25 protein-coding genes, 1 tRNA gene and 1 rRNA gene are annotated in these 23,216 nt (G+C 53.3%); 4 read left to right on the top strand and 23 right to left on the bottom strand.

Annotated features, from left to right (window positions below):
* Window positions 1–33: 33 nt before the first annotated feature.
* Window positions 34–858 carry a ParA family protein gene (locus G583_RS0107720; protein ID WP_022870607.1) on the top strand — a complete coding sequence of 275 codons (825 nt, stop codon included), beginning with the start codon at window positions 34–36 and terminating at the stop codon, window positions 856–858.
* A gap of 101 nt (window positions 859–959) precedes the next feature.
* Here G583_RS0107720 and G583_RS0107715 read toward each other — a convergent pair whose 3' ends face one another.
* The 5 genes from G583_RS0107715 to G583_RS0107695 all read right to left on the bottom strand — a co-directional run bounded on the left by G583_RS0107715 (window position 960) and on the right by G583_RS0107695 (window position 4,042).
* Window positions 960–1,517 carry a MerR family transcriptional regulator gene (locus tag G583_RS0107715; protein ID WP_084677346.1) on the bottom strand — a complete coding sequence of 186 codons (558 nt, stop codon included), beginning with the start codon at window positions 1,515–1,517 and terminating at the stop codon, window positions 960–962.
* Between the two features lie 220 nt (window positions 1,518–1,737).
* On the bottom strand, window positions 1,738–2,352 hold the full coding sequence (locus tag G583_RS15015; RefSeq protein ID WP_022870605.1) for a bifunctional nuclease family protein: 615 nt from the start codon (window positions 2,350–2,352) through the stop codon (window positions 1,738–1,740).
* A gap of 42 nt (window positions 2,353–2,394) precedes the next feature.
* Window positions 2,395–3,081: a transcriptional regulator FtsR gene (ftsR, locus tag G583_RS17130; RefSeq protein ID WP_084677345.1), complete on the bottom strand. Its 687-nt coding sequence runs from the start codon at window positions 3,079–3,081 to the stop codon at window positions 2,395–2,397.
* Between the two features lie 143 nt (window positions 3,082–3,224).
* The gene (locus G583_RS0107700) at window positions 3,225–3,677 is read right to left on the bottom strand and encodes an FHA domain-containing protein (RefSeq protein WP_022870603.1); all 453 of its coding nucleotides are present in this window, start codon (window positions 3,675–3,677) and stop codon (window positions 3,225–3,227) included.
* Window positions 3,678–3,965: 288 nt separating this feature from the next.
* A tRNA-Pro gene (locus G583_RS0107695) sits at window positions 3,966–4,042 on the bottom strand.
* A 123-nt stretch (window positions 4,043–4,165) separates the two neighbouring features.
* Between G583_RS0107695 and G583_RS0107690 the strand changes: the two genes are divergently transcribed.
* On the top strand, window positions 4,166–4,699 hold the full coding sequence (locus tag G583_RS0107690; RefSeq protein ID WP_022870602.1) for an adenine phosphoribosyltransferase: 534 nt from the start codon (window positions 4,166–4,168) through the stop codon (window positions 4,697–4,699).
* Between the two features lie 27 nt (window positions 4,700–4,726).
* On the opposite strand, the gene der is transcribed toward G583_RS0107690, so the two are convergent.
* The 16 genes from der to G583_RS16730 form a co-directional block, all read right to left on the bottom strand.
* Entirely contained in the window at window positions 4,727–6,235 is a 1,509-nt protein-coding gene (gene der, locus G583_RS0107685) for a ribosome biogenesis GTPase Der (RefSeq protein ID WP_022870601.1), read from the bottom strand.
* Between the two features lie 9 nt (window positions 6,236–6,244).
* A complete protein-coding gene (cmk, locus tag G583_RS0107680) occupies window positions 6,245–6,946 on the bottom strand; it encodes a (d)CMP kinase (RefSeq protein ID WP_022870600.1) in 702 nt (233 codons plus the stop codon).
* Complete coding sequence (locus G583_RS0107675) at window positions 6,946–8,121, bottom strand: prephenate dehydrogenase (RefSeq protein ID WP_022870599.1); 1,176 nt, start codon at window positions 8,119–8,121, stop codon at window positions 6,946–6,948. The genes cmk and G583_RS0107675 overlap by 1 nt, the downstream gene beginning before the upstream one ends.
* A complete protein-coding gene (locus G583_RS0107670) occupies window positions 8,118–9,017 on the bottom strand; it encodes a pseudouridine synthase (protein ID WP_022870598.1) in 900 nt (299 codons plus the stop codon). Before G583_RS0107670 ends, G583_RS0107675 begins: the two co-directional genes overlap by 4 nt.
* Before the next feature lie 2 nt (window positions 9,018–9,019).
* Window positions 9,020–9,598, bottom strand: a complete 579-nt coding sequence (gene scpB, locus G583_RS0107665) for an SMC-Scp complex subunit ScpB (RefSeq protein ID WP_022870597.1) — start codon at window positions 9,596–9,598, stop codon at window positions 9,020–9,022.
* Window positions 9,595–10,389, bottom strand: coding sequence for a segregation and condensation protein A (locus tag G583_RS15010; protein ID WP_022870596.1), 795 nt, complete (start codon window positions 10,387–10,389; stop codon window positions 9,595–9,597). The genes scpB and G583_RS15010 overlap by 4 nt, the downstream gene beginning before the upstream one ends.
* Window positions 10,386–11,246, bottom strand: a complete 861-nt coding sequence (locus tag G583_RS0107655) for a ParA family protein (RefSeq protein WP_051129683.1) — start codon at window positions 11,244–11,246, stop codon at window positions 10,386–10,388. Before G583_RS0107655 ends, G583_RS15010 begins: the two co-directional genes overlap by 4 nt.
* Before the next feature lie 203 nt (window positions 11,247–11,449).
* Window positions 11,450–12,409, bottom strand: a complete 960-nt coding sequence (xerD, locus tag G583_RS0107650) for a site-specific tyrosine recombinase XerD (protein WP_022870594.1) — start codon at window positions 12,407–12,409, stop codon at window positions 11,450–11,452.
* A 3-nt stretch (window positions 12,410–12,412) separates the two neighbouring features.
* Window positions 12,413–13,030 carry an NUDIX domain-containing protein gene (locus G583_RS15005; protein WP_022870593.1) on the bottom strand — a complete coding sequence of 206 codons (618 nt, stop codon included), beginning with the start codon at window positions 13,028–13,030 and terminating at the stop codon, window positions 12,413–12,415.
* Window positions 13,027–14,745, bottom strand: coding sequence for a DNA repair protein RecN (gene recN, locus G583_RS0107640; RefSeq protein WP_022870592.1), 1,719 nt, complete (start codon window positions 14,743–14,745; stop codon window positions 13,027–13,029). The genes G583_RS15005 and recN overlap by 4 nt, the downstream gene beginning before the upstream one ends.
* Window positions 14,746–15,912, bottom strand: a complete 1,167-nt coding sequence (locus tag G583_RS15000) for an NAD kinase (RefSeq protein ID WP_022870591.1) — start codon at window positions 15,910–15,912, stop codon at window positions 14,746–14,748. It abuts the gene before it with no gap.
* A gap of 47 nt (window positions 15,913–15,959) precedes the next feature.
* Window positions 15,960–16,817, bottom strand: a complete 858-nt coding sequence (locus G583_RS14995; RefSeq protein WP_051129674.1) for a TlyA family RNA methyltransferase — start codon at window positions 16,815–16,817, stop codon at window positions 15,960–15,962.
* Between the two features lies 1 nt (window position 16,818).
* Window positions 16,819–16,977 carry a hypothetical protein gene (locus G583_RS16735; protein ID WP_022870589.1) on the bottom strand — a complete coding sequence of 53 codons (159 nt, stop codon included), beginning with the start codon at window positions 16,975–16,977 and terminating at the stop codon, window positions 16,819–16,821.
* Window positions 16,970–17,797 (bottom strand): HAD-IIA family hydrolase, encoded by an 828-nt coding sequence (locus G583_RS0107620; protein WP_022870588.1) that lies wholly within the window; start codon window positions 17,795–17,797, stop codon window positions 16,970–16,972. The genes G583_RS16735 and G583_RS0107620 overlap by 8 nt, the downstream gene beginning before the upstream one ends.
* 3 nt (window positions 17,798–17,800) lie before the next feature.
* Entirely contained in the window at window positions 17,801–18,802 is a 1,002-nt protein-coding gene (locus tag G583_RS14990) for a tetratricopeptide repeat protein (RefSeq protein ID WP_022870587.1), read from the bottom strand.
* 141 nt (window positions 18,803–18,943) lie between these two features.
* On the bottom strand, window positions 18,944–19,111 hold the full coding sequence (locus tag G583_RS16730) for a hypothetical protein (RefSeq protein ID WP_022870586.1): 168 nt from the start codon (window positions 19,109–19,111) through the stop codon (window positions 18,944–18,946).
* Between the two features lie 515 nt (window positions 19,112–19,626).
* On the opposite strand from G583_RS16730, the gene G583_RS14985 reads away from it, so the two are divergent.
* Entirely contained in the window at window positions 19,627–21,060 is a 1,434-nt protein-coding gene (locus G583_RS14985) for an NAD-dependent malic enzyme (protein WP_022870585.1), read from the top strand.
* Between the two features lie 75 nt (window positions 21,061–21,135).
* Here the strand turns inward: G583_RS14985 and G583_RS0107600 are convergent, their stop codons facing one another.
* Window positions 21,136–22,254, bottom strand: a complete 1,119-nt coding sequence (locus tag G583_RS0107600; protein WP_022870584.1) for a pyridoxal-phosphate-dependent aminotransferase family protein — start codon at window positions 22,252–22,254, stop codon at window positions 21,136–21,138.
* A 268-nt stretch (window positions 22,255–22,522) separates the two neighbouring features.
* Here G583_RS0107600 and G583_RS0107595 point away from each other — a divergent pair, with 268 nt between their 5' ends.
* Window positions 22,523–22,885, top strand: a complete 363-nt coding sequence (locus G583_RS0107595) for a cupin domain-containing protein (RefSeq protein WP_022870583.1) — start codon at window positions 22,523–22,525, stop codon at window positions 22,883–22,885.
* 177 nt (window positions 22,886–23,062) lie between these two features.
* On the opposite strand, the gene rrf is transcribed toward G583_RS0107595, so the two are convergent.
* Window positions 23,063–23,179 (bottom strand): 5S ribosomal RNA (gene rrf / locus G583_RS0107590).
* Window positions 23,180–23,216: the final 37 nt, after the last annotated feature.

The following is a 23,216-nucleotide window of genomic DNA, read 5'->3' as shown; positions in this document are numbered from 1 at the left end:
AATCTTCTATTTCATAACTAAGGTGCAATCGTAGTGCAGGTTATCTCTATTTCGAGCCTCAAGGGCGGCGTTGGCAAGACTTCTATAACGCTAGGTTTGGCATCAGCTGCCTGGGCAGCCGGAATTTCTACTTTGGTCATTGATCTTGACCCGCACGCTGACACGACAACTGGTCTAGGTATCAAACATGACCACAACGGACGCGACATTGGAACAATGTTGCGGAAACCAAAACACCACAATCTTGCAGAGCACGCCGTACCAGCAGGATGGGCTCCTGCTGCCCACCAAGAAGGCACCCGTCCCGGTATCTTGCACGTCGCTCGCGGTTCGGCAAAGACATCGATGTTTGAAAAGGTGTCTACGCGACGCCGCGAATTAAACCGACTTTCGACACTGCTGGAAACCGCAAACGAATATGACCTTGTACTCATTGACTGTCCCCCGGCGCTCAATGGCATCACTCGAATGGCCTGGGCTGCCTCCACCGCGGTACTTCTTGTCGCTGAACCAAGTCTCTTCTCGGTTGCTGGAACCGAACGCACATTCCGCGCTTTGGATTTATTCCAGCGCGAATACGCTCCGAAGCTAGAGACCTCTGCAGTTGTCGTGAACAGAGTTCGGGCCGCATCGACTGAACATAAATATCGTCTCTCTGAGATGCGCAGGATGTTCGGCAATCGCCTATTAGAAACCCAGGTGCCTGAAACTTCCAATTGGCAACAGATGCAAGGCGCGGCATGGCCGGTACACGCCTGGCCTGGCGACACAGCCTACACTGCGGCTCGGACCTTCGATCAGCTACTCGAGCGTTTGTATGACGCCAAGCAGGCGCCACGGAGGGCTCGTCGAGGTTAAGAACCTTAAACAACAACGCATGTGTTGCGAATAACATAAACCCGGTTATGTATACATAACCGGGTTTTCTATGCTTCGTGAGTAGTAAGCTCAGACCAACTTTAAGACGCTGTCTTACGTCGAGCATCACGCCGTACTGCGAGTTCGTCGCCAGGAAACTCGTCTTCCGTTGTCTGTCCATCTGCAAGACGTTCTGCCGGAAGTTCAGACAAGGTGCCTTCGACTTCACGCCATACGCGTCCCACGGCGATACCGTATACACCCTGGCCGCCTTGGACAAGATCGATGACCTCATCAGCCGAGGTACATTCATAAACGGACGCGCCATCAGACATCAACGTGATTTGCGCGAGATCCTCCACGCCGCGCTCACGGAGATGCTCAACCGCGGTCCGAATCTGCTGGAGGGACACGCCAGTGTCAAGCAGACGTTTCACTACCTTCAGCACAAGAACATCGCGAAATGAGTAGAGCCGATGTGTACCTGACCCTTCAGCGCCACGTAATGACGGGACAACAAGACCAGTACGCGCCCAGTAATCAAGTTGACGATAGGTGATGCCAGCTGCTTTCGAAGCTGTAGGACCGCGGTAACCGTGGTCATTATTTAGCCAGGGTGCGTCGTCGCTAAACAGTACGCCCTGATTGCCAGAGTCCATATTCTGGCCCTGCCCTGAATCACTGGTGTGAGACACTAGGGGTTCCTCCTGCTGATCTGTTCCACCCGGGGAAGTTTTGTAAGCACATCACCCTTCGCCGAATCACGCTCGGCTTCCAAATAATGGTCTCACATATACTGTGGAACTTATAGTGGTCCACGCTATTCTGCGAATTGATCCCGGTCAAAGACCACAAGCGAATAATCAATTCGTGTCGGAACTATTTATCTGTTTCACCAGGATTATCGTTGTCTTCCACGCCGTTTTCAGGGTCCTCTTCTTCGAACAGGGGCGGCGTTTGTGGTGCTCCGCCCGATTCCAGAAAATCTTCTGGATTCAGGTCTTTTAAGAATTCACGGAAATCGTCAATGCTTTCTTCAGTTTCTTCAGGCTGTGTCTCGGGAGTCTCGATATTAAGTTCCGCGGCAATGTCGCCCTCGGTCAAATCAATACCTGCGGACTCGAGAACATCTTCACTTGCATATACGGAGACGTCTGCGAAGAGAGCGGCTGCAACAGCGTCTGATGCACGTGCATCCACCGTTGTGCCAGATTCCAGCATGAGTTCCGCGTAGAAGACCTCGTCATCAACTTTGGCGATTCGCACTGCATCAATCGGGTCCCCAGCGCGCTCAAGAGCCTCTACCAGGAGCTGGTGCGTTGTTGGACGAGGGGTGTCAACGCCTTGCTGTGCCAGACCTATAGCCGTACCTTCTGACGGGCCTATCCACAGTCGCAATAACCTCTGAGAGTCTTGGTGCAAAAGTAGAAGAATGGGTTGATTACCGGGAAGGACAATCCGAATTTCAAGGACCTTCATTACTATGTCGGCCATGGCGAAGCTCCTTATCTGAGTGCTGCCTAAAACGAGACGAGACTATTCTTCCATATCTGCAATTTCAGCACTCACTACCCCAGCATGCAAGCTCAAGCAAGCTTGGGTTATTTCCCGTGCAGCTTCCGTCACGCGTTCTTTAGAGACCCCGCCGTTATTTTGGGCGATGCCTGAGGTAGCTTGTTCAACCATTCCTAGTTCACGGTCTGCCGCTATACGGAATGGTCGAAGATGCCGTGCTTCAAATCCGAACCCCGTAAGTGTCACAGCCGCCCGGGCCACTTTGAGACTGTGGTCATCGTAACGTCCAGTCTCGTCGGCCCAAATAAGGCGATAGGCTTCAAGCGTTCGCATGAGGTCATCTGAAGCACCAGACATACCTTGCAGTTCAGCTCGAGACATCGGCCGAATATGTCCGGTCAGTTCTTGCGCAAGCTGTTGCGACACAGAACGAGGCTCGAGTCTTAAACCACCAGGTAAAGAATCTGGCCGTTTTCCAGCGTCGATCGCATCCAAGTAATCTTTTATAACTTTAAGCGGCAGAAACTGGTCTCTTTGGAGCGCCAAGATGAACCGGAGCCTGTCAACGTCCACCTCGGTGTATTTCCGATATCCAGCCGCTGTTCGTGCAGGTGTTAGCAACCCACGTTCCTCAAGAAAGCGTACTTTCGAAGCTCGCACCTCAGGGAACTCGGTATTAATACGCTCCAACACTTCGCCAATCGTCAAAAGCGCTTGGGAACGTTTAGCTATATCAGAGGTGACAGGACGTGGTTTTGGGGAAGCGGACAATTGGTTTAGACCTTTACGACAAGTAGGACCAGATACACCTTGTCGCCACTTATCTGAGCAGCGACAAAACGACCGAGAGCTTAAGCGTTTGTTTGCTGTGTTCCTGCATAATAGGACAGCCGGAATTTTCCAATTTGAAGTTCCATACCCGTATGCAGTTCGAGAGAATCCACCCGGTCGTTATTAATATATGTACCGTTCAGCGAACCAGTGTCCACGACTTTGAATCCTCCTGAATGACGTTCAAAGGTCGCGTGTTGACGGGAAACGGTGACGTCGTCCAAGAAAATGTCTGCATCCGGGTGCCGTCCAACCGAAACCTTGTCTTGGTCGAGCAAAAATCGTGCGCCTCGGTTAGGACCTTCGTGTGCAACAAGCAGAGCTGAACCCAAGGGCAATGCTTCTACAGCAGCACGTTCGTCCGGCTGCAAGTGAAGATCCTTAAGAGGTTCAAGCTTTGGCAACCCTACGGTTGTTGGCTCAACATCAGAATGATCTTCTGAATTACCAGGAACGGGGTTATCTGTTGTCATGCTTGAGCGCTCCTTGCAGTGCATAATTTTGCTGACGACTCGGTTCCATGAGTCGCCTTGACTCACATAGTTTAGCTGATCGGTGGTTTGAATTCACGGCTTGGGGAAAACTAAATAGCATCGAATCAGCTTGTCACCTTGAAATTTCAACTTCAGTATGCTGGAAGTGAGATCTTTCCCCGAATTACGTTGCTGGCCAAGACCCAATTATCGTCGCAACGGGCAAGCGATTGTGCAAGATATGAAAAAGAAAACATCCTTGGCCGAACTATAAGTCCAAGGATGTGCTGGTCGGGCTGACAGGATTTGAACCTGCGACCCCATCTCCCCCAGAGATGTGCGCTACCAAGCTGCGCCACAGCCCGTTCCAACGCCTAAGTGCAAGCGCTAGGATACTCGGGTTACTATACACGATGCCAAGTGAAAGTCCGAATTCACTATTGAGTTGAGTATCTTCGGCTGACGCTAAACGTTTTAGACTACAACCCATGACTACTTTTCCTTCTGACACCGAGCACATCGCGTATGCGCGCTCTTTGATCCGTACCATCGAAAACTACCCCCAACAGGGTGTCAGCTTTCGTGATATCACTCCCCTATTGGCCGACGGCCAAGCCATGCGGACAGTGGCAGAAGCTCTCGTGGCACAAGCCGACACCTCATTTGATGTCGTAGCCGGTGTCGAAGCTCGAGGATTCATCTTTGCTGGTGCAGCTGCTGCGGTGGCTGGAACCGGAATGATCCCCATCCGGAAACAGGGCAAATTACCAAAACCAGCTCACCAAATCTCCTACGAGAAGGAATACGGTCAGGACGTGCTGGAAGTTTCCACAGAGCTTCAGGCGGGTATGCACGTGCTTCTCCTCGATGACATTCTTGCCACAGGTGGCACGTTGAAAGCCGGAGCAGAGTTGGTTGAACGTGCCGGAGCTCAAGTCGTGAGTGTCGGAGTCGTCATGGAGCTCCAAGGGCTCGACGGGAGAGCCATGATGCCGCAAACTAAAGCCCTATTCAGCTTATAGTCCACGGCATCTTCAGGGATCTGAAGCTTAGCGGCGTCGGCGTTCCCGTACTCGCATCGCAAGCTCAATCGGGCTGCCTTCGAAACCAAAGAACTGTCGCAAACGATTGATAATAAAGCGACGGTACCCTGGGTCTAAGAAGCCAGTGGTAAACAGAATGAATTTGGGCGGCCGAGTAGAAGATTGCGTGGCGAATAGGATTCTCGGCTGCTTGCCACCTCGCACAGGGTGCGGATGAGCTGCAACGAGTTCTCCGATGAATGAATTGAGTTTTCCAGTTGGGATACGACTTTCCCAAGACTCCAGAGCAGTTTCTAGCGCGGGTACTAACCGATTTTTATGCCAGCCAGTTTTGGCTGACACATTGATCCGTGGTGCCCATGAGACGTGTTGCAAATCTAGGTCGATCTCACGTTCGAGGTCATCTCGGCGATCTTCGTTCATGAGATCCCACTTGTTGAAGGCCAGGATCATCGCACGTCCAGCGTCCAACACCATCTGAATGATACGCACGTCTTGCTCACTAAGAGGCTGCGATGATTCCAAAAGCACTACCGCAACTTCAGAGCGGTCTAACGCGGCACGAGTACGCAACGATGCATAATAGTCCGAGCCCGAAGCCATGTGTTGACGTCGACGAATACCAGCCGTATCGATAAATTCCCAAACTTCACCGTCCAGCTCGACTAATTCGTCAACGGGATCTCGGGTGGTACCAGCAATATCATCCACAACAGCCCGCGACTCATTAGCGAGGGTGTTAAGCAACGAAGATTTGCCAACATTCGGACGTCCAACGATAGCAACACGACGTGGGCCCTGTGCAGTAAGAACATCCTTATAGGCCGACTCCTCGGGTAGGTCATCGACCAGCACGTCAAGCAAGTCAGCTGTGCCTCGACCGTGTAAGCCAGAGACGGGGTACGGATAGCCGAAGCCAAGCCCCCAAAGCATGGAAGCATCAGCTTCCTGTGACAGGCCATCGACTTTATTTGCAGCCAAGAGGATAGGTTTGCTGGCTTTGCGCAGCATGGTGACGATCGCTTCGTCCGTGGCTGTGATGCCCACCGTGGCGTCAACAACGAAAATCACGTAGTCCGCTAAATCAACTGCACGCTCTGCTTGATCCGCGACTTTTGCGCCTAGACCTTTCACACCGTATTCCCAGCCGCCGGTGTCGGCAACAGTGAAGAGTTTGCCGTTCCATTCAGCTTCATAGAAGACGCGGTCGCGAGTAACTCCAGGCACATCTTCCACGACTGCCTGACGACGACCAATAATACGGTTCACCAGGGTGGATTTACCTACGTTTGGACGCCCCACTATTGCAACGACGGGCGGAATGAATGAGCGTTCTTCATATTCCTCAGCAGCGTCGAAGCCCGACAAGACCAGATGGTCGTCGTCTTCTAAATCATATTGCTGCAAGCCCGCCAAATACGCTTCTGTACGAGCCTGATGGTCTTCATCTGACATTTGTGTCAGATCTTCATCAACTGTATCGGCAGTCGATGGAATGTATTCTTCTTCAGTCATAATGCTTTCTTAGGATCCGCTCGTATTTACTTGACGCTGAATTTCGGCCAATACGACGGTCACGGTGTCTTCAAGGGAAAGATTGGAGGAGTCAATTTCGGCAACGCCTTCGGCAGGGGTCATGAAATCAACAAGTGCAGAATCTTTAGCATCGCGTCCCACGACATCTGATTCCACGTTGCCTGGGTCCTGTTGGGTTTCGCGCAATTGTTGGCCACGACGCGCCATCCTGACCTCAGGAGAGGCGGTTAATAAGATTCGGGCTTCGGCGTCTGGTGCAACAACCGTTGTGATGTCGCGACCTTCAACCACGATGCGTGGTCGCGATTGGATCGCTTGGCGTTGCAACTCCACGAGGTGTTCACGAACTTCACGTCGTGTTGACAATACCGATACATTAGCGGTGACCTCATCGGACCGAATCGCCTCAGTAATGTCTTGACCGTCTAATGCCAGCGAAAAATTATGCGGGTTCAAATCTTGAGCCAAAGGCATGGTCGTAATGAGATCAGTGATTTGTTGAGTATCCACGGAGTCAGGTTGCGCAAGGTCTAGGCCGTTTTTCATGCACCACAGGGTGGCAGCGCGGTAGTTCGCTCCCGTATCTAGGTAACTGAGGTTCAATTCCTGGGCGATCCAGCGAGCGATCGTAGATTTTCCGGTGCCTGAAGGGCCATCAATAGCGATGACGAGTCGAGGTTGTGCTGACATTAGAGTACCTTCCATCCAAGATCGGTCAATGAATCGACCAAGTGCTGTTTTTGGCCAGGAACGACGGCAATCTCCAGCATACCGACCTGGTAACCAGATGAATGCTCCATTCGCAAGTCTTCCACGTTCACCCCAACATCAGCTACCGCTTGCAGAGCTGCGACAATTGATCCAGGAGCATCGTCGACCAGGACCGTCACCAGAGCAAAAGACTCTGCGGGTCCACCATGTTTTCCAGGTATTCTTGCTTGCCCACGGTTCCCCTCATGCATCAGCCGTGCAACATCAAGGCGCGACCCGGTTTCGAAGGGCGCAGATAAGGTCCGGATCAAACGATCCAGGTCCTCTTTCATGCCGTGCAGCTGTGGAAGGATCTGGCCGGCATTCGCCGTCAAAATTTGCACCCATAGCCCACCGTCTGAAGCAGCGATACGCGTCGTGTCGCGCAGACCGTTCCCGGTCAGCTGGAGCGCATGGGCTGGCGTATCCTGCAGCCGGGATGCCAACAGCGACGCTGCAATTTGCGGTAGATGGCTAATTTGTGCCACAGCAGCATCATGTTCTTCGACTGTCATGTGGTAAATCGTGGCACCCAACAAACGTGCAACGTCAGAAGCTGTATCGACGATGGATTGCGGGGTCTCCTCTCTCGGGCAAAGCACCCACGGGGCGGCAGTGAAAAGTTCACCGCGCGCTGCGACAGGTCCCGATCGTTCCCGGCCTGCCATAGGGTGGGTCCCGATATAGCGTTTCGCATTGGCTTCAGGAAGTCGCCCTGCCGCCACGGCTTCAGCTAACTCTTCTGCTATTGCGCCTTTGACTGATGCGATATCAAGCACCACCGCTTCGGGCCAACGCTGCAGAGCCTTGATAACTTCTTCGCCTGTGACATCTGGGGGTGCAGCTACCACAACGGTCCCCGGTTCGTCGCCGTCAGTGAGACCTCGCCCGGCACCAATGTCTTCGGCAACCGCCTGTGCCGAAGGCGAGGGGTCGCTCAGCAGGACCTCAATTCCAGCGCTTCGTAAACCGAGACCGATCGAGGCGCCCAAGAGGCCGGTGCCAATAATCAACGCCGGCTGGTGAATCGAATGCTGTTTCGAGACCGTTTCGGTGGCTGCTGCCAACGAGGCAGTATCGACAATTTCGGTGCGTGAGAACCGAGGTGTGGTCATAGTCCCACCGTTGCCATCAGATGACCAACTTCTTGAGAATTTAGCTGCCGGATTGAGCCCTGGCGCTGATCTCCCAGAGTAATTGGACCATGGGCGATTCTCACCAGGCGTTGTACCGGGTACCCAACCGCTTTCATGAGGCGTCGAACCACACGATTTTGGCCACTGTGAATGATGACCTCGCACAAAATATGACCCGGCGTTGAATCGACGAGACGGAATGAGTCGACGGACACGAGGCCGTCCTCTTCTAGTTCGATGCCGGCACGAAGTTCTTCGCCCACGCCCTTACGCATCGGTCCCTTGACCTGCACCAAGTACGTTTTGGGGACCTCATAGCGGGGATGTGACAGGCGGTTTGCGAGGTCTCCGTCATTGGTCAACAACAGCAGACCTTCGGTTTCGTTGTCCAGACGCCCAACATGAAATAAGCGGGTGTCGGTGCTATCAACAAAATCTGCGATAGATGGTCTACCTTTAGGATCCGACATTGTCGAGATGACCCCACGTGGTTTATTAAACGCGTAGTAAACGGCTTCGGGTTTCGTATTCACACGGATGCCGTCAACGAAAATGATGTCACTATCAGGGTCGACTCGAGTGCCTAACGCTGTAACAATATCGTCGTTGACTTCAACACGACCTTCGGTGATGAGGTCCTCTGCAACACGGCGGGATGCGATGCCTGCAGCAGAGATGACTTTCTGAAGTCGCTCCCCTTGCGGCACATGCTGCCGGGATTTCTTGCCTTGACCTTGGCCCTTTTTACGATATTGGCTGCGATCAACTGGACCAAGATTGCGGTCGTAATCGGCACCGGAAAACGGCCCACCGCGACGACCAGACTTTGGTGTGCGACTGCGGTTTCCGGAGCCTCTCGGCTTGCGGGATGTCATAGTTATTCCTGACTTTCTGCCATTTTCGTGGCTTCGTCTACCCCCGGGAGTAACGGGGAAATCTTTGGTAGTTCCTCTATCGAGTTTAGCCCAAGGAGCTCGAGGAAATAGTCCGTTGTACTATAGCGTACGGCACCGGTAAGTTCTTCAGTTCCATTTTCGCCGATCAGCCCCCTGGTGAGCAGGGTCTTGATGACTGAGTCTGAGTTCACACCGCGAATTTGAGCTACACGTGACCGGGTGGTCGGCTGTAGATACGCGATGACAGCTAGTGCTTCCAGCCCCGCCTGACTCAGTTTCTGTGTTGCGCCCTGGATCATGAAAGCCGTAATCGCTTCGGCATGTTCAGCTCGAGTATACAACCGCCATCCCCCAGCCACGTGGCGGAGTTGAAATCCGCGACGAATACCAGTTGCATCGCCGTCATAATCTCGCTGAATGGCCTTTAACGTGGATTCGAGTAATTCCGGTGTTTCGCCGGTGGCCTTGGTCAATTGGTCGAGTGTAATGGGTTCATCAGTCACCATGAGCAGTGCTTCCAGCTGACCGAAAAGCTCGCTTTGATATCGTTCTTGAGTCACGAAGCCTCTTGCCAATACACGGTGATCTCCCCCAAGGTTGCTGCTTGGTGCCATTCAATGAGTCCGTCACGGTACATGGTCAACAGTCCTAACAGACGGACGACCACCACCATCGTGGTGGAGGCATCCGCTACCAGTTCGGTGAATGTTAGGACGCCTGCTTCCTGAATCCTGCGAGTCATGAGTGCAACTTGTTCGGTGGCGGAAACCACCGGCGCATGTAGGTGTTGAGTCCCTACGCGTTCAGGTTCTTCAACGAACTTCTCAAATACATCCTGCGCCAGGTTAGCAAAATCGTTTGAAGTGAGATCAAACACGAGGGTGGGCAGTAAGTTCGCATATTGTGGTTCTGGCCCGGCATCGCGAGCCACCATGGACCCTTGGGTGTCAAGACGTTCGCGGATCATTTCAGCTGCTTGTTTAAAAGCACGGTATTGCAACAACCGCGCAAACAGCAGATCCCGTTCCTCAAGTAATGCCATTTCTTCTTGGGCATCCCGGATACTGGTAGGAAGCAGTCGCGCAGTCTTGAGCTCGAGCAGTGTTGCCGCTACCACCATAAATGCCGTTGAGTTTTCTAACACTTCCTGAGTGGTATCCAACGTCGTGATATACGCCAAGAACTCGTCAGTGACCTCGGCTAAGGCAATCTCTGTGACATCCATGCGACGTCGGGCAATCAACGACAGCAACAGGTCGAAGGGACCTGAAAAATTCGTCAGCGCTAGTTCAAAGCCAGCATGTCCTTCTGAGTAGTCTTCCTCGAATGCTGGCGTTGAAGGTTGGCTCACGGGGCTCCGCCGCGGCTAATGAGTTCGCGAGCTAGTTGACGGTAATTCTTAGCGCCGGCATGCCGGGGCGCAAACGCAGTAATAGGTTCTGCAGCTACCGTGGCATCCGCAAATTTGATCGAACGATTAATAACCGTTTCAAAGACCTGGTCACCAAAAGCCTCTACAAGACGTCCAATGACCTCTTTGGAATGTAGCGTTCTCGCGTCAACCATCGTGGCAAGGACACCGTCGACTACAAGATCAGGGTTAATGCGATCCTGAACCTTCTCGATGGTTTCAACCAGTAATGCAACCGCACGTAGTGCGAAAAACTCCGCGGTGAGTGGGATGATGACGCCATGCGCAGCGGCAAGCGCGTTGACGGTCAGAAGACCCAGCGATGGTTGGCAATCGATGATGATGACGTCGTAGTCGTTCATTACTGGGCGCAGCGCACGTGCAAGAACCTGCTCACGGGCTACTTCATTTACCAGTTGAACTTCTGCGGCAGACAGATCAATATTTGCTGGCAGGAGATCAATATTGGCGTCGTCGGTCTTGAGGATGGCTTCAGAGACATGCACGTCGCGTTCCATCAACACGTTGTAAATGGTGACATCCATTTCATGCGGGTTTGTCCCGAAACCTGCGGATAATGCACCCTGTGGGTCAAAATCGACCATCAACACTTTGCGCCCGTAGTCTGCTAGAGCAGCTCCGATATTAACAGAGGAAGTAGTTTTACCGACGCCACCTTTTTGATTAACCAGAGCGATAATGCGGGCAGGTCCGTGAGAATCCAACGCCGCAGGGACGGGAAATTCGTGTTTTGGCCGCCCTGTTGGACCGATGACGGGTTCTCCGTTGATCATCATCACAGGACGTGGTTGTTGGCTGGCGTCATTCACGATGTTTAAAACTCCTGACCGCTACGTAAATTGGGGGTGCAATCCTCTTAGTGTGCTAGAAAATAGACTTTTATCAATTCAGTTCCAGTCTATGGCGCATTCTCTATTTGCACGAACAAATGCCACATTTTCTCGGCGAGCCTTAAAGCTTAAAGTCAAACCTGAAGGTCTTATTCGCTATTCGCACGGGGGTGTGCTGAGGCAAATACTTCACGAAGTGTATCAGCGGTCACCTGCGTATAGATTTGTGTGGTCGTTACTGAGGCATGCCCCAAGAGTTCCTGGACTACTCTGACATCCGCTCCGCCCTGAAGTAAATGGGTAGCAAACGAGTGGCGCAGAGTGTGCGGAGAAATTTCATGGTTAATCTCGGCAACCTCGGCGGCCTGTTTAAGGATATTCCAACCTGTTTGTCGGGAGATGCGGTTTCCAAAGCGGTTCAAGAACAGCGCTGGTGATCCTTTACCTCTCGAGGCTAGCTGGGGTCTGCCTCGTATGAGGTAAGCATGGAGCGCATCAACAGCGTAAGCTCCCAATGGAACGACCCGCTCTTTGGACCCCTTACCGAATAGTCTGACGACGGTTGCATCGTCATGTTCGAGGCTAATGACATCATCGACGTCGAGTTCAATGGCTTCGGTAATGCGAGCGCCACTGGCATATAGCAGTTCCATAAGTGCTCGGTCTCGTAGGCCTTGAACGGTTTCTGCAGCTGGGGCCTCAAGGAGCCGCGTGACGGTATCTATCGATAAGGCCTCCGGCAGATATAACCCCGTCTTTGGAGGTTTTATGTCAGCTGCGGGGTTTATTTCGGTCGTCTTCTCTAGAAACATGAACCGGTGCCAGCCACGAGCTGCAATGAGGATGCGATTGGTGGAGCTAGCGGCCAGCTGGCCCATGTGGTGGCTCCCCGAGCTAAGCGCCTGGAGAAATCCAGCGACGTGGTGCGCGCTTATGTTCGAGACGTCGCAAACTTGCTCTTGTGCCAGGTAGCTCAGATAGCGCTTAAGGTCACGTTTATAGGCCGCCATGGTGTTCTTTGAGAGGCCGCGCTCAATCGTGAGGTGATTGAGATAGGCATACATCTGGTCTTGCAATGGCGTTGGGATATCCGTCTCTTGTGAAACCATGACTCATCTAAAAGGAGCGTCGACGGAACGAGCCTGGCGTCCCCCAAGCACAACAAGGTGGGCTGCCAGAATTCCCGCCACCGCATTGGTATTCCGAATGTCACCGGCCATGACGGCATCGAGCAGTTCGGCGATAGGTACCCAGCGCAGGACGAGGTGCTGCTCTTCTGCTTCGCGAATATGAAGCTGACTTTTCGGCACTCCTCGGAGATCTTGGGCCAAGAAAATTCTGATAGCTTCCGATGATGACCCACCAGACGGATAGTGATCTACCAGGACGGACCAGGTGTCTGCGAATAAATCAGCTTCTTCCGCTAGTTCACGCTGTGCTGTAGCAACAAGGTTCTCTCCGCGGACATCGAGCAATCCGGCGGGTATTTCCCAGCAGTCCTGTCCCACTGGATGCCGGTACTGGTTGATCATGGCGACCTGTTGCTGTTCGTCAATTGCCACTATTGCTACCGCGCCTGGGTGCCGTAGATATTCTCGAGTCATAGGAGCATCAGTTGACTCGATGGTAAAAGTATCTCGCTGAATGTTCCATATTGCACCGCGATACACCGTTTGGTGCTCCTGGATATCCACCGTCCGGTCGGTGTCCTGAAGATGCCGTTCACTCATGCGTGGGAGGCCTCCAACAGTTCGCGTGCATGTTCACGAGCTGAGCTTGAACTTGCGTGGCCAGCCAACATACGCGCCAGTTCTGAGATGCGTTCCTCACCGACAAGTTCACTAACGTCGGAAGTCGTGAAGCCAGCTTCCACGTTTGGATCTTTATTGACCCGCAAATGTTTATTGGCATAAGCCGCGACTTGGGGCAGGTGCGTCACAACGATTACCTGCACCCTTGTAGCCAGTCTCGCAAGCCGTCTACCGATCTGGACGGCTGCTTCGCCACCAACTCCGGCATCAATTTCGTCGAAAATAAACGTTGGGACGGGATCAGTATCTGCAAGGACCACTTCCAGAGCAAGCATGATGCGCGAGAGCTCACCCCCCGAAGCACCTTTGCCTAAAGGCCGGGGTTCCGAACCCGGATGAGGCTGCAGGAGTAATGCGATCGAATCGAAGCCATGTGGCCCGGGAGCATCTAAGGGGTCTACGGCCACTGACAACTGTGCGGTCGGCATGAGGAGGCCGTGAAGTTCCTCGGTTACCTGTGCGCCCAGTTTGACGCCATATTCCTGGCGTAGTGCCGTGAGTTCAGCACCTTGCTCGTTCAAAGTTGCGGTTAGATGCTGTTCTTCTTCGGTAAGATATTCGATTCGGTCGGTATCTCCGTGCAGTACGTCTAACCTTGGACGTTGTTCTTGGGCCCAGGTCAACACGTCAGCTAGATCAGGACCATAGAGCTTCTTCAAGCGATTGAGCTCAGCAAGTCTCGATTGGGCTTGATTCAACGCGTATGGACCATCTTCTGTGAGACTCGAGGCGAACTGCGAGATTTCAGCAGTAATATCAGAGAGTTCAATACCTACCGTGGCCAGCCGATTGCGAATCCCCTCTAATTCCTCAAGTTCACCTGGTGTCTGGTCGATCGCTTGCCGAGCCAATTCCACCAGTGATTCAGCGCTTGGTGCGTCAAGGTCATTGTCATCACCAGATAAGGCAGTCGTCGAAATATGGGCGGCACTACGAAACTCCTCGGCCGATTCCAATCGCTTGATCTGATCCTGGAGTTCAGTATCTTCTTGGTCTTCTATGTTTGCATCATCGATCTCTTCCAAACTGCGCTGAAGGTTTTCTGCCTCTAATGCGCGTTCTTGAGCCTGGTTCAGAAGTTCTTGCAGTTCGCTGGAGACACTCTGCAAGGTATCGTAGGTTTTTCGATAGTTTTTTAGGGCAGCGGACAGCGTCTTACCACCATAAGCGTCTAAGGCAAGTCGTTGAGCCGTGGGAGATTTCAAACGTAACTGGTCTGATTGGCCATGGATGGCAACCGCATGCTCCCCGATCTCTCCCAGGAGCGCCACCGGGACCCCGCGGCCTCCAGCCGTTGCACGCGATCGCGTTCCAGTCCCAGATGCCGTGATTGAGCGCGTAACCACTAAGTGCCGATAATCAGCATCTTCGTCAAGGACTGCACCCGCGTCCACGGCTGCAGTAGCGGACTTGTGATCTGGCGGCAGAATAAATCCGGCCTCTACACTAGCTTTTCCGTCACCAGCTCGGATCGCGCCCGCATCCGCACGAGCGCCTAACAGAAGATTTAGGGCAGTCACCACCATGGTCTTACCTGCACCGGTTTCACCGGTCACCACAGTAAGTCCTGGATCAAGTTCGACGACGGTTTCTTCAATGACGCCCAAGGAGTTAATCGACAGATGCTCTATCATTTAGTCGTTCCTCGGTTCCTCATTCTGGTCGTCTGTTGGCGGTTGGGATGAAAGCTGCACGATCTCTTGTTCGTCTGCCTTGGTGATCACAGGGATGGGTGTCGTCACTGGCGGAACGACCCCTGGCCTAGGAGCAGTGTGGTGGGGCTCTACTATGCGGATCCCGTGAGAATCTGCCAGCGTTTGGTGCCAATTGTCTCGGTCACGACGGTCCTGTTTACGATCTTCCATTGCAGCGCGGTCCTTGTCTGGAATGCTGCCGCGCCAACCGTGCGTTGGCAAATCAAACTTTCGCACCAAGCGTTCAGAAAACGGTGTTAAAGCCAAGCGTGCAAGTTTTACTGGGCTCGATGAACGGGTAACTTCGATGCGAGCCCCAGCCGGAAGATCGACGGTACGGCGACCATCACACCACAAAACTCCGGCTTCATTAGTCCGCTGCAGAACGTCAACAGAGATCACGGATTCTGGTGAAACGACGAGGGGGCGGGCGAATAGGGCATGCGCTGAAAGAGGCACCATCAGCATTGCCTGAACTTCGGGCCAGACAATCGGTCCGCCACCGGAAAAAGCGTACGCGGTTGAACCAGTGGGTGTAGCCATCACCACGCCGTCACAGCCAAAGGACGAAATTGGACGATCGTCAACGCCCATAACTACTTCCAACATGCGCTCGCGGTTGGACTTCTCGACTGAAGCTTCATTGAGCGCCCAGGTATGCGCGACCAGATGTTTGCCAACCAATACTTTAACGTCGATAGCCATGCGTTCTTCGACTTTATAGTCCTTATTGACGATTGACGTGACGGCGCGTCCCAGATCGGCTTGCTCTGCTTCAGCAAGAAACCCAACGTGTCCGAGGTTGACTGCCATGAGCGGTAGGTCGGACTCTCGAACCATCTCTGCGGCGCGCAATACTGAGCCGTCTCCGCCTAGTACCATGCCAAGTTCGACATCCTGAAGTGATGACTTCGTATCGATACTTTCCACGGTCAACCCGTTAGCGGATAACACCCCGTTATGGATAGCCTCGTATACAACAGCGGAGTCGTGGGGCAGCATCACCGGGGTCAGTCCAGCTTCTCGCAGCAGCTCAATGGCGTGCAACGCAGATTGCATAGCTTCTTGGCGCCCGGTGTGAGCCAAAATTAGTATTCGCCGGCTCATCGATCTCCTTTGCTTGTACGTCTGCCTATTGGTCCAATCTAGTCTGTCTATTCGATTTTGTTATCAGGCCAGGCGCGGTGTGGATAACTAACTAGGGGTTCATCCGCCCACCCCACACGTTGGGTGTCCAACCACTGTGCGGCGTCGGGCATTTCATAGCCCAATCCCCCATCAGCCCGAAGGCTAGCCCAAAAGAAATATTCTCTATTCCCATCCTGCCCCGGTAACGGACTCGTCGCTACGGCCTGCGGGGTCAACCCACGTTTGAGCGCCTCTTCAATAACGTTCGTGACGGCTTCGCGTCGTTGCAGCGGGTTCACCACCACACCGGTTTTCGGTAAGCGCTCTCTACCAATCTCAAATTGTGGCTTGATCATTAGCACTAGCTGAGCACCTGGTTTGCAGACAGCCACTAGTGAGCGAATGACGAGCCTCAATGAAATGAACGACAAATCAGAAACGACGACGTCCACTGGCTTAGCGATATGTTCCGGTGCCAAGTACCGAACATTGACGCCTTCGCGAACGTCGACCCGCGGATCGTCGCGAAGTCGCTGCACAATCTGATCATGACCCACATCCACTGCAACGACTTCGTGGGCACCACGTTGCAGAAGCACGTCGGTAAATCCCCCAGTTGATGCTCCGGCATCGAGGCACCGTGTCCCAACAACAGCTATGGAACTGAACCTATCCAAGGCTCCAGCCAATTTGTGGCCTGCTCGTGAGGCGTACTGAGGCCCAACGATGTTGAGTCGCACATCGTCATGATCTGATATTTTTGATGCTGGCTTGGTGACAATCTCACCATTAACGTTGACTTCACCAGCTTGGATATGCCGGGCCGCTGCCGTTCGCGAAGTCGCCAGTTGTCTAGCCACTAAAACTTGGTCCAGACGCTTCACGTTAGCCAACCCCCGGTCCTTGTTCTTCAGGCGCATTAAGCAATTCTGTGAGAGCAGAGAGCACCTGTTCGAATGTAGCAATCTCATCTGATGGAGACAGCTGGTCAACACCTTCCAGCTGCGAAAGGATTTGAACGGTACGGTGCTGCGGATCAGCCATCTCTCCCCCGGTATGCATCGAGTGGTTCTCTCAGTAAGGCTCCAAGATTGGGTAGCACCCAATCAGGCACAACCACGTCCTGGAAGCTCGCGATATCGGCTCTGCGATGGATACCGGTCTCAACCAGGGCTCCGTGGAATCCTGCGTTGACAGCACCCAACATGTCCGTGTCCAGCCGGTCCCCCAAGACTAAGGGCCTGGTCATAGAAAACCGTTCAGCCATAGCCGTGAACATCACGGGCGCTGGCTTTCCGGCCGCGACTTCTGGACGAGTTCCCGTGGCTTGCGCAACGGCATTGACCATGGAACCGTTCCCAGGAGCAACCCCCTCGGTGAGTGGAATGGTTAGGTCTAGGTTAGATGCTAACCATCCGGCTCCGTTCTGAATAGCAAAACTTGCCTCAGCAAGATCGCGCCAGCCAAGTCGAGGATTAAAGCCCTGGACTACCACCTGCGGTCGATCTGTTGCCGTATCAGTTACGACATAGCCCTGGGCTTCAATCTGAGAAGCTAACTGTGGAGAACCTGTCACAAGGACAGGGCCAGAATCTCGGGGATATTTGACGGCGAGTAAGTCAACCACGGCCTGAGCGGACGTCATGACCTGCTGGGACTCAGCATTCAGGTCCATGGACGTCAATCGGTCGGCTACTTCGACTGCGGATTTCGAAGCGTTATTAGTTATAAAAGCAACTGGTACGCCTTGTTCGATAAGCGCGTTGAGTGTAGTGACTGCGGTATGAATCCGATGTGACCCCGCATAGACCACACCATCGAGGTCGCATAAGACGCCGTCGTATCCATCAAAAAAGGTAGCCACTGACTACTCTTCGCCACCTTTGGTCGCATTCTGCGTCGAAGAATCGTTTGGCGGCAGAATATCACGGGCCCGTGGTGGATTGGCATCGTACTCTTCGTCTCCGAGATCCAGTATTTCGGGCTCAGGTTCAACGTCGAGGCCAAGTGCACGCTCAGCTCGCGCAGTCAGATTTGCCCATTTTTGGGCGTCATCCTGTCGACCTGCAGCTTGCAGTGCTTCAGCATACGCACTAAAAAGTCGAGGTGAGTAGGAGAAACCACGACGCGGGTTCAACTGCGGAATTTCAAGAGCCGCGACGGCAGCTTGAGGATCATCATTATCTAAGTGGATCCCGGACACGACTATGGCCAACTCAACTCGCGAAATTGCGGGGAGCTTGTCGAGTGGGGCTTCCTGAACCAATTGCAACGCTTTGTCAGTACGGCCCAGTGCTCGCTCGGAATCAACCATTTCTGGCAAGTGAGCATTATCGCCCGAAATACGACGGTACGTCCGGAATTCTCGCAACGCTTCAGAGTACTTCCCAGCAGCATAGGCGGTCATACCCGCAGCTTCACGAACCACTCCTAGTCGTCCTCCACGGCGAGAGGCAGCTAACGCGTGGTCAAAGGCCAGCTCAGCGTCCTCTTCCAGTAGCCGTAGAGCCATGACTAAATGTTTTTGCACCCAGGGACGGTTTTGTTCGTCTAAAGTACCCAATTCACGCTGAACGCTACGGTCTAATTCTTTACCCGTTACATCATCATCAATGTTCGGGGAACGACCGCGATCGGGGCGATTTGCTGAACGCAAGTCGGCCGGATTGTGCTGGGGCTTGTTTGCAGCCTCGTCACTTCGGGGTGAACGCGCAGCGCGGCCCCTGCTTCCTTGCCGTCCACGCTGATCATCTCCACCCTTCCTACCCCGACCCTGTTCACGCTGATCGCGGTCACGTGGCCCACCTCGGCGGTTGGAACGTGATGAATCGTCGCGACTCTTCGGCTGATTTGCACTGGTATCGGTCAAAGCTAATATGTCCTCGGGTCAATGTTGTGCCTGAAATTCATGTAGCAGGCACATAACTTCTTTGTGACCATCCTACAACTGTTCAGAGGTTTTCCTTCGTGGATTTTATCCCTATTAGCTCACCGGGCAAGGCCGTCAAGGTTATTTACATTGCGACAGCATTTTTCCCAGCATTGGTACTGCACAAATAGCTGGTTTCGAGGATTCTAGCGCTACAAAGTCGGGGTCTGCGCCGCCGACCGAAAAATCAATCGCCGGGCGCTCAGCCCCTGTGGTTGGAATTGATGAAAACCTTGGAACAGCAGTCATGATATTCTCCTCAAGAAAATTGAGAGCATTCTTTTGCATCGATTTTTGGGCCTGGTGGAATCCCCGACACTAAACGTAAGGTCAGGTATCTGAAATGCCTTCAGCAAGGTTCATTTCTGGAACTTTTGAAAACCGTCAACAATGAATTCACAGTTATTGCCCGCTATGTCGCTACGGGCCGTTCCATGGATGCCAAATCATATGCTGCATCATCGGAGCATCAATGAGAGTAACTGTAATGCAGATCACACATTAAAGCCAGGGCTTCGCAAATTTTCCTGGTCAAGACTACTCAACACCTCTACATTTTAGCTTGGCTGTCGATGTAGCGTGCTATTCTGTCAACCTCAATTCATGTGGCCTTTGAGCCTCACCAGGCCAGTGCCGCTGCATGTGCTGTCATCATCCACCCGATGATCGTCAGGAAGTGCATACGACTCGTTCGAAACACATCCGACCATGGCATTCATGCTGTAATCCGCCGTCTTATATTTTGCCAAGGAGTCCAATTAAACATGGCAACACCTAGCCCCGGCTATTCGATCATCGTCAAAGTTCATGCCCCCTCAACTTTTACCGCAACTAGCGATCTCACAGCAGTCGTCGCTGAAGCCGGTGCAGCCATCACTGCTCTGGACATCGTAGATGCCAGCCACGATAACAACATCATCAACCTGGCGTGCAATACTCGCGGCAAAGAACACAGCCGGAAGGTCAAAGAATCAATTGACGCTGTCGAAGGCTTCGAAGTCCTCAGCCTCTCCGACCGCACCTTCCATATGCACCAGGGTGGAAAACTTCAGACTACTTCCAAGGTGAACGTTCGTAATCGCGATGACCTCTCCAGGGCTTATACTCCAGGGGTAGCTCGAGTTTGCACCGCGATCGCAAAGGACGTGAACCGCGCCCGCGAACTGACTATCAAGAACAATACGATTGCTGTCGTGACGGATGGAACCGCCGTCCTGGGTCTAGGTGATATTGGCCCAGAAGCTGCCATGCCAGTCATGGAGGGGAAAGCCGTACTGTTCAAGCAATTCGCAAATGTGGACGCATGGCCCGTCGCCCTGGACACTACGGATACCGAGGAGATCATCAATATTGTCAAGGCGATTGCGCCCGCTTACGGGGGCATCAACCTTGAGGATATTTCAGCACCGCGCTGCTTCGAAATTGAAGCACGGTTACGCGAAGAACTTGATATCCCGGTTTTCCACGATGATCAGCACGGTACCGCTATCGTCACTCAGGCAGCTTTGAACAACGCGTTGAAAGTCGTTGGTAAACAACTTGCCGATGTTCGTATCGTCTTATCAGGAGTTGGGGCAGCCGGTCACGCCATCATCCGCTTGTTGAAGGCTTCTGGCGCCAAACATATCTTGGCTGCAGGAAGGGATGGTGTACTCGAACAGAACACCACCCAACGTGACGAGCACCGCCAGTGGCTGGCCGACAATACCAACGCTGAAGGCTTTACGGGTACATTGAAGCAAGCTCTGGTTGGAGCGGACGTTTTCATCGGGGTGTCGGCTCCAAACTTGCTGGATGGAGACGATGTCGCAAGCATGAATGATGGCTCTATAGTATTCGCCATGGCCAACCCGGATCCGGAGATCTTGCCGACGGAAGCTTCAAAGCACGCTGCAGTTGTTGCTACCGGACGTTCAGATTTCCCGAATCAAATCAACAATGTCCTGGCGTTCCCCGGCTTCTTCCGAGGGCTGTTAGACGCGGGAGCTTCTGACATCACCGAAGATATGTTGGTCGCTGCTGCAGATGCAATTTCCGCAACGATCAGCGATGAAGAGCTCAACCCGAGCTACGTTATTCCATCAGTATTTAACGACAAGGTAGCCGGCGCGGTAGCCGAGGCGGTCGCTAACGTTGCAGAGCAGAACGGCATAACGCAACCAACAGCCACAAAGACCCCCGACGATATCGACTTCTAACTCACCACACTGTAATGAATTTGGCGGGACCAGTACCGGTCCCGCCAAATATTTTATGCAATCCAAGATGGCACGTTACGCAGCGTTCGCAAGGGCATCTTTCAATGCAGAAAGCACCATGTGTGCGTTCGCCGTTGTCGCGTTGTGGCCCATCAGTCCGATCCGCCAAATCTTTGCAGCGTACGCGCCGGTGCCAGCGCCGATCTCTAGGTCGTATTTATCCAATAAATACTTGCGTACAGCTGTAGAATCCACGCCGTCAGGGACTTCCACAGTAGTCAGCTGGGCTAGCCTGGCGCCTTCCTCAGCAAACAACCGTAGTCCCATCTCCTCTAAGCCGGCCTGTAAGGCTTCGCCAGCCGCTGCGTGACGGGCATAGACGTTATCCAGCCCTTCCAACAGAATCCGTTGCAAGCCTGCCTGTAAAGAAACAACCATGCCTGTGGGCGCAGTATGATGGTACGTTCGTTTGCCGCCTGGCTCCCCGCCGGCGTAACCGCCAAGCAGGTTCAAATCCAGGTACCAGTTTGCAGGTCTCTCGACGCGCCGTTTGAAAGCACGCTCAGAGATGCTGAATGGTGCTAAGCCCGGGGCGACGCCAAGACATTTTTGGGACCCGGCGTAAGCGATGTCTACGCCCCATTCATCCAATTTTATTTCCATGCCACCAACAGAGGTTACGCAGTCGGCAAGTAACAACGCATCACCTTTGTTTTCACCGAGAGCTTTGATGTCCGATACAACACCAGTCGAAGTTTCTGCGTGTACAGCTGCGATTATGTCAGGGTTCGGGTGAGCTGTTACAACGCGTTCGACGTCAACTGGTGTGCCGTACTCGTGCTCCACAGTGACGACTTCGGCACCATGACGCGAGGCTACTTCGGCCATCCGTTCGCCAAATAATCCGTTAACCGCAACAACGACAACGGCCCCCGGACGAACCGTGTTGACGAACGCGGCTTCCATACCTGCAGACCCGGTGGCTGATAGCGGTAATGTCCGCTGGTTTCGGGTCCCCCAGACCTGACGGAGCATCTCACTGGTGTCATCCATTGCAGAGATGAATGCTGGATCTAAGTGACCAAGCAAGGGCAGACTCAACGCCAGCTGCGCCTCGGGATAGGGGTTGCATGGCCCCGGGCCAAACAGTTGACGGCCAAGAATTGGACTTGAAAAAACTGAATTCTCTGTCATGGTCGTCCAGTCTAGTCTCAAACGTCGCAACCAAGAATAGCCGACTAGCGCTCTGACTCATCAGCGAACGAACTGAATGCCGGGCCATGACGGAAACAAGCACCTTCGTTGCCCACCAACGAGTTGCTGCGTTGTTTCAATCCTCCCCTATGGTTCAGGCTGGGATTTCGATAAGCTGCACACAAGTAACCCTAGGAGCACTACGTCTGGGATCCCTCCGAACTCGTCGATACCAACTATCAAATGTCAGAAAGATAAATCTCCAGTGATGCAACCGAATAAAGATGAAATCAGGGCCATAAGCATTCAAGATCAACAGTTGGAACTCCTCGACATTGCCCGCAACGCGCATGCACGTCGAGCCGGTAAGACGCTCTATCACGGTGACGGATTACGACAGACTATGGTTGCACTCCTGAGAGATGCGGAGCTCGCAGAGCATGAGAGTCCACTAGAAGCGTTTCTGCACGTTCTCCAGGGAAAAGTGGAGATACAAGGAGACGGACGCCAGTGGGAAGTCAAAGCAGGTGAGCAGATCCCGATCCCACCGGAACGACACTCCCTCACAGCAGTCACCGATAGCGTCATCACCTTGACGGTTCTAAGAAGCGCCCCTATCCCTCACGACTAATCGCAGTTTAAAACCGCTGATGTCCATGCAGAATTGACTGGATAACAGGCACCTTTATGAATGCTCGGCTATGATGGAGTGGGTTCTGGTGTTTGTGTGTTAAATGTGTGGAGGCCCTTACCAAACCACCGCCCAACGAGCGGGGTGTTTGATAAGGGCCTCCCCTTTTGAAAAAGTGTCCGGCGGTGACCTACTCTCCCACAACCTCCCGGTTGCAGTACCATCGGCGCTGTGAGTCTTAGCTTCCGGGTTCGGAATGGGACCGGGCGTTTCCCCCACGCTATAACCACCGTAACGCTACCACCACACACCCAACAAACCCGGGGTGTGG

Source organism: Yaniella halotolerans DSM 15476, from assembly GCF_000420805.1.
In the GTDB taxonomy this organism is placed as follows: Bacteria; Actinomycetota; Actinomycetes; order Actinomycetales; family Micrococcaceae; genus Yaniella; species Yaniella halotolerans.
The sequence above is the reverse complement of the archived record's forward strand: the minus strand, read 5'-3'. Positions and strand labels throughout refer to the sequence as shown.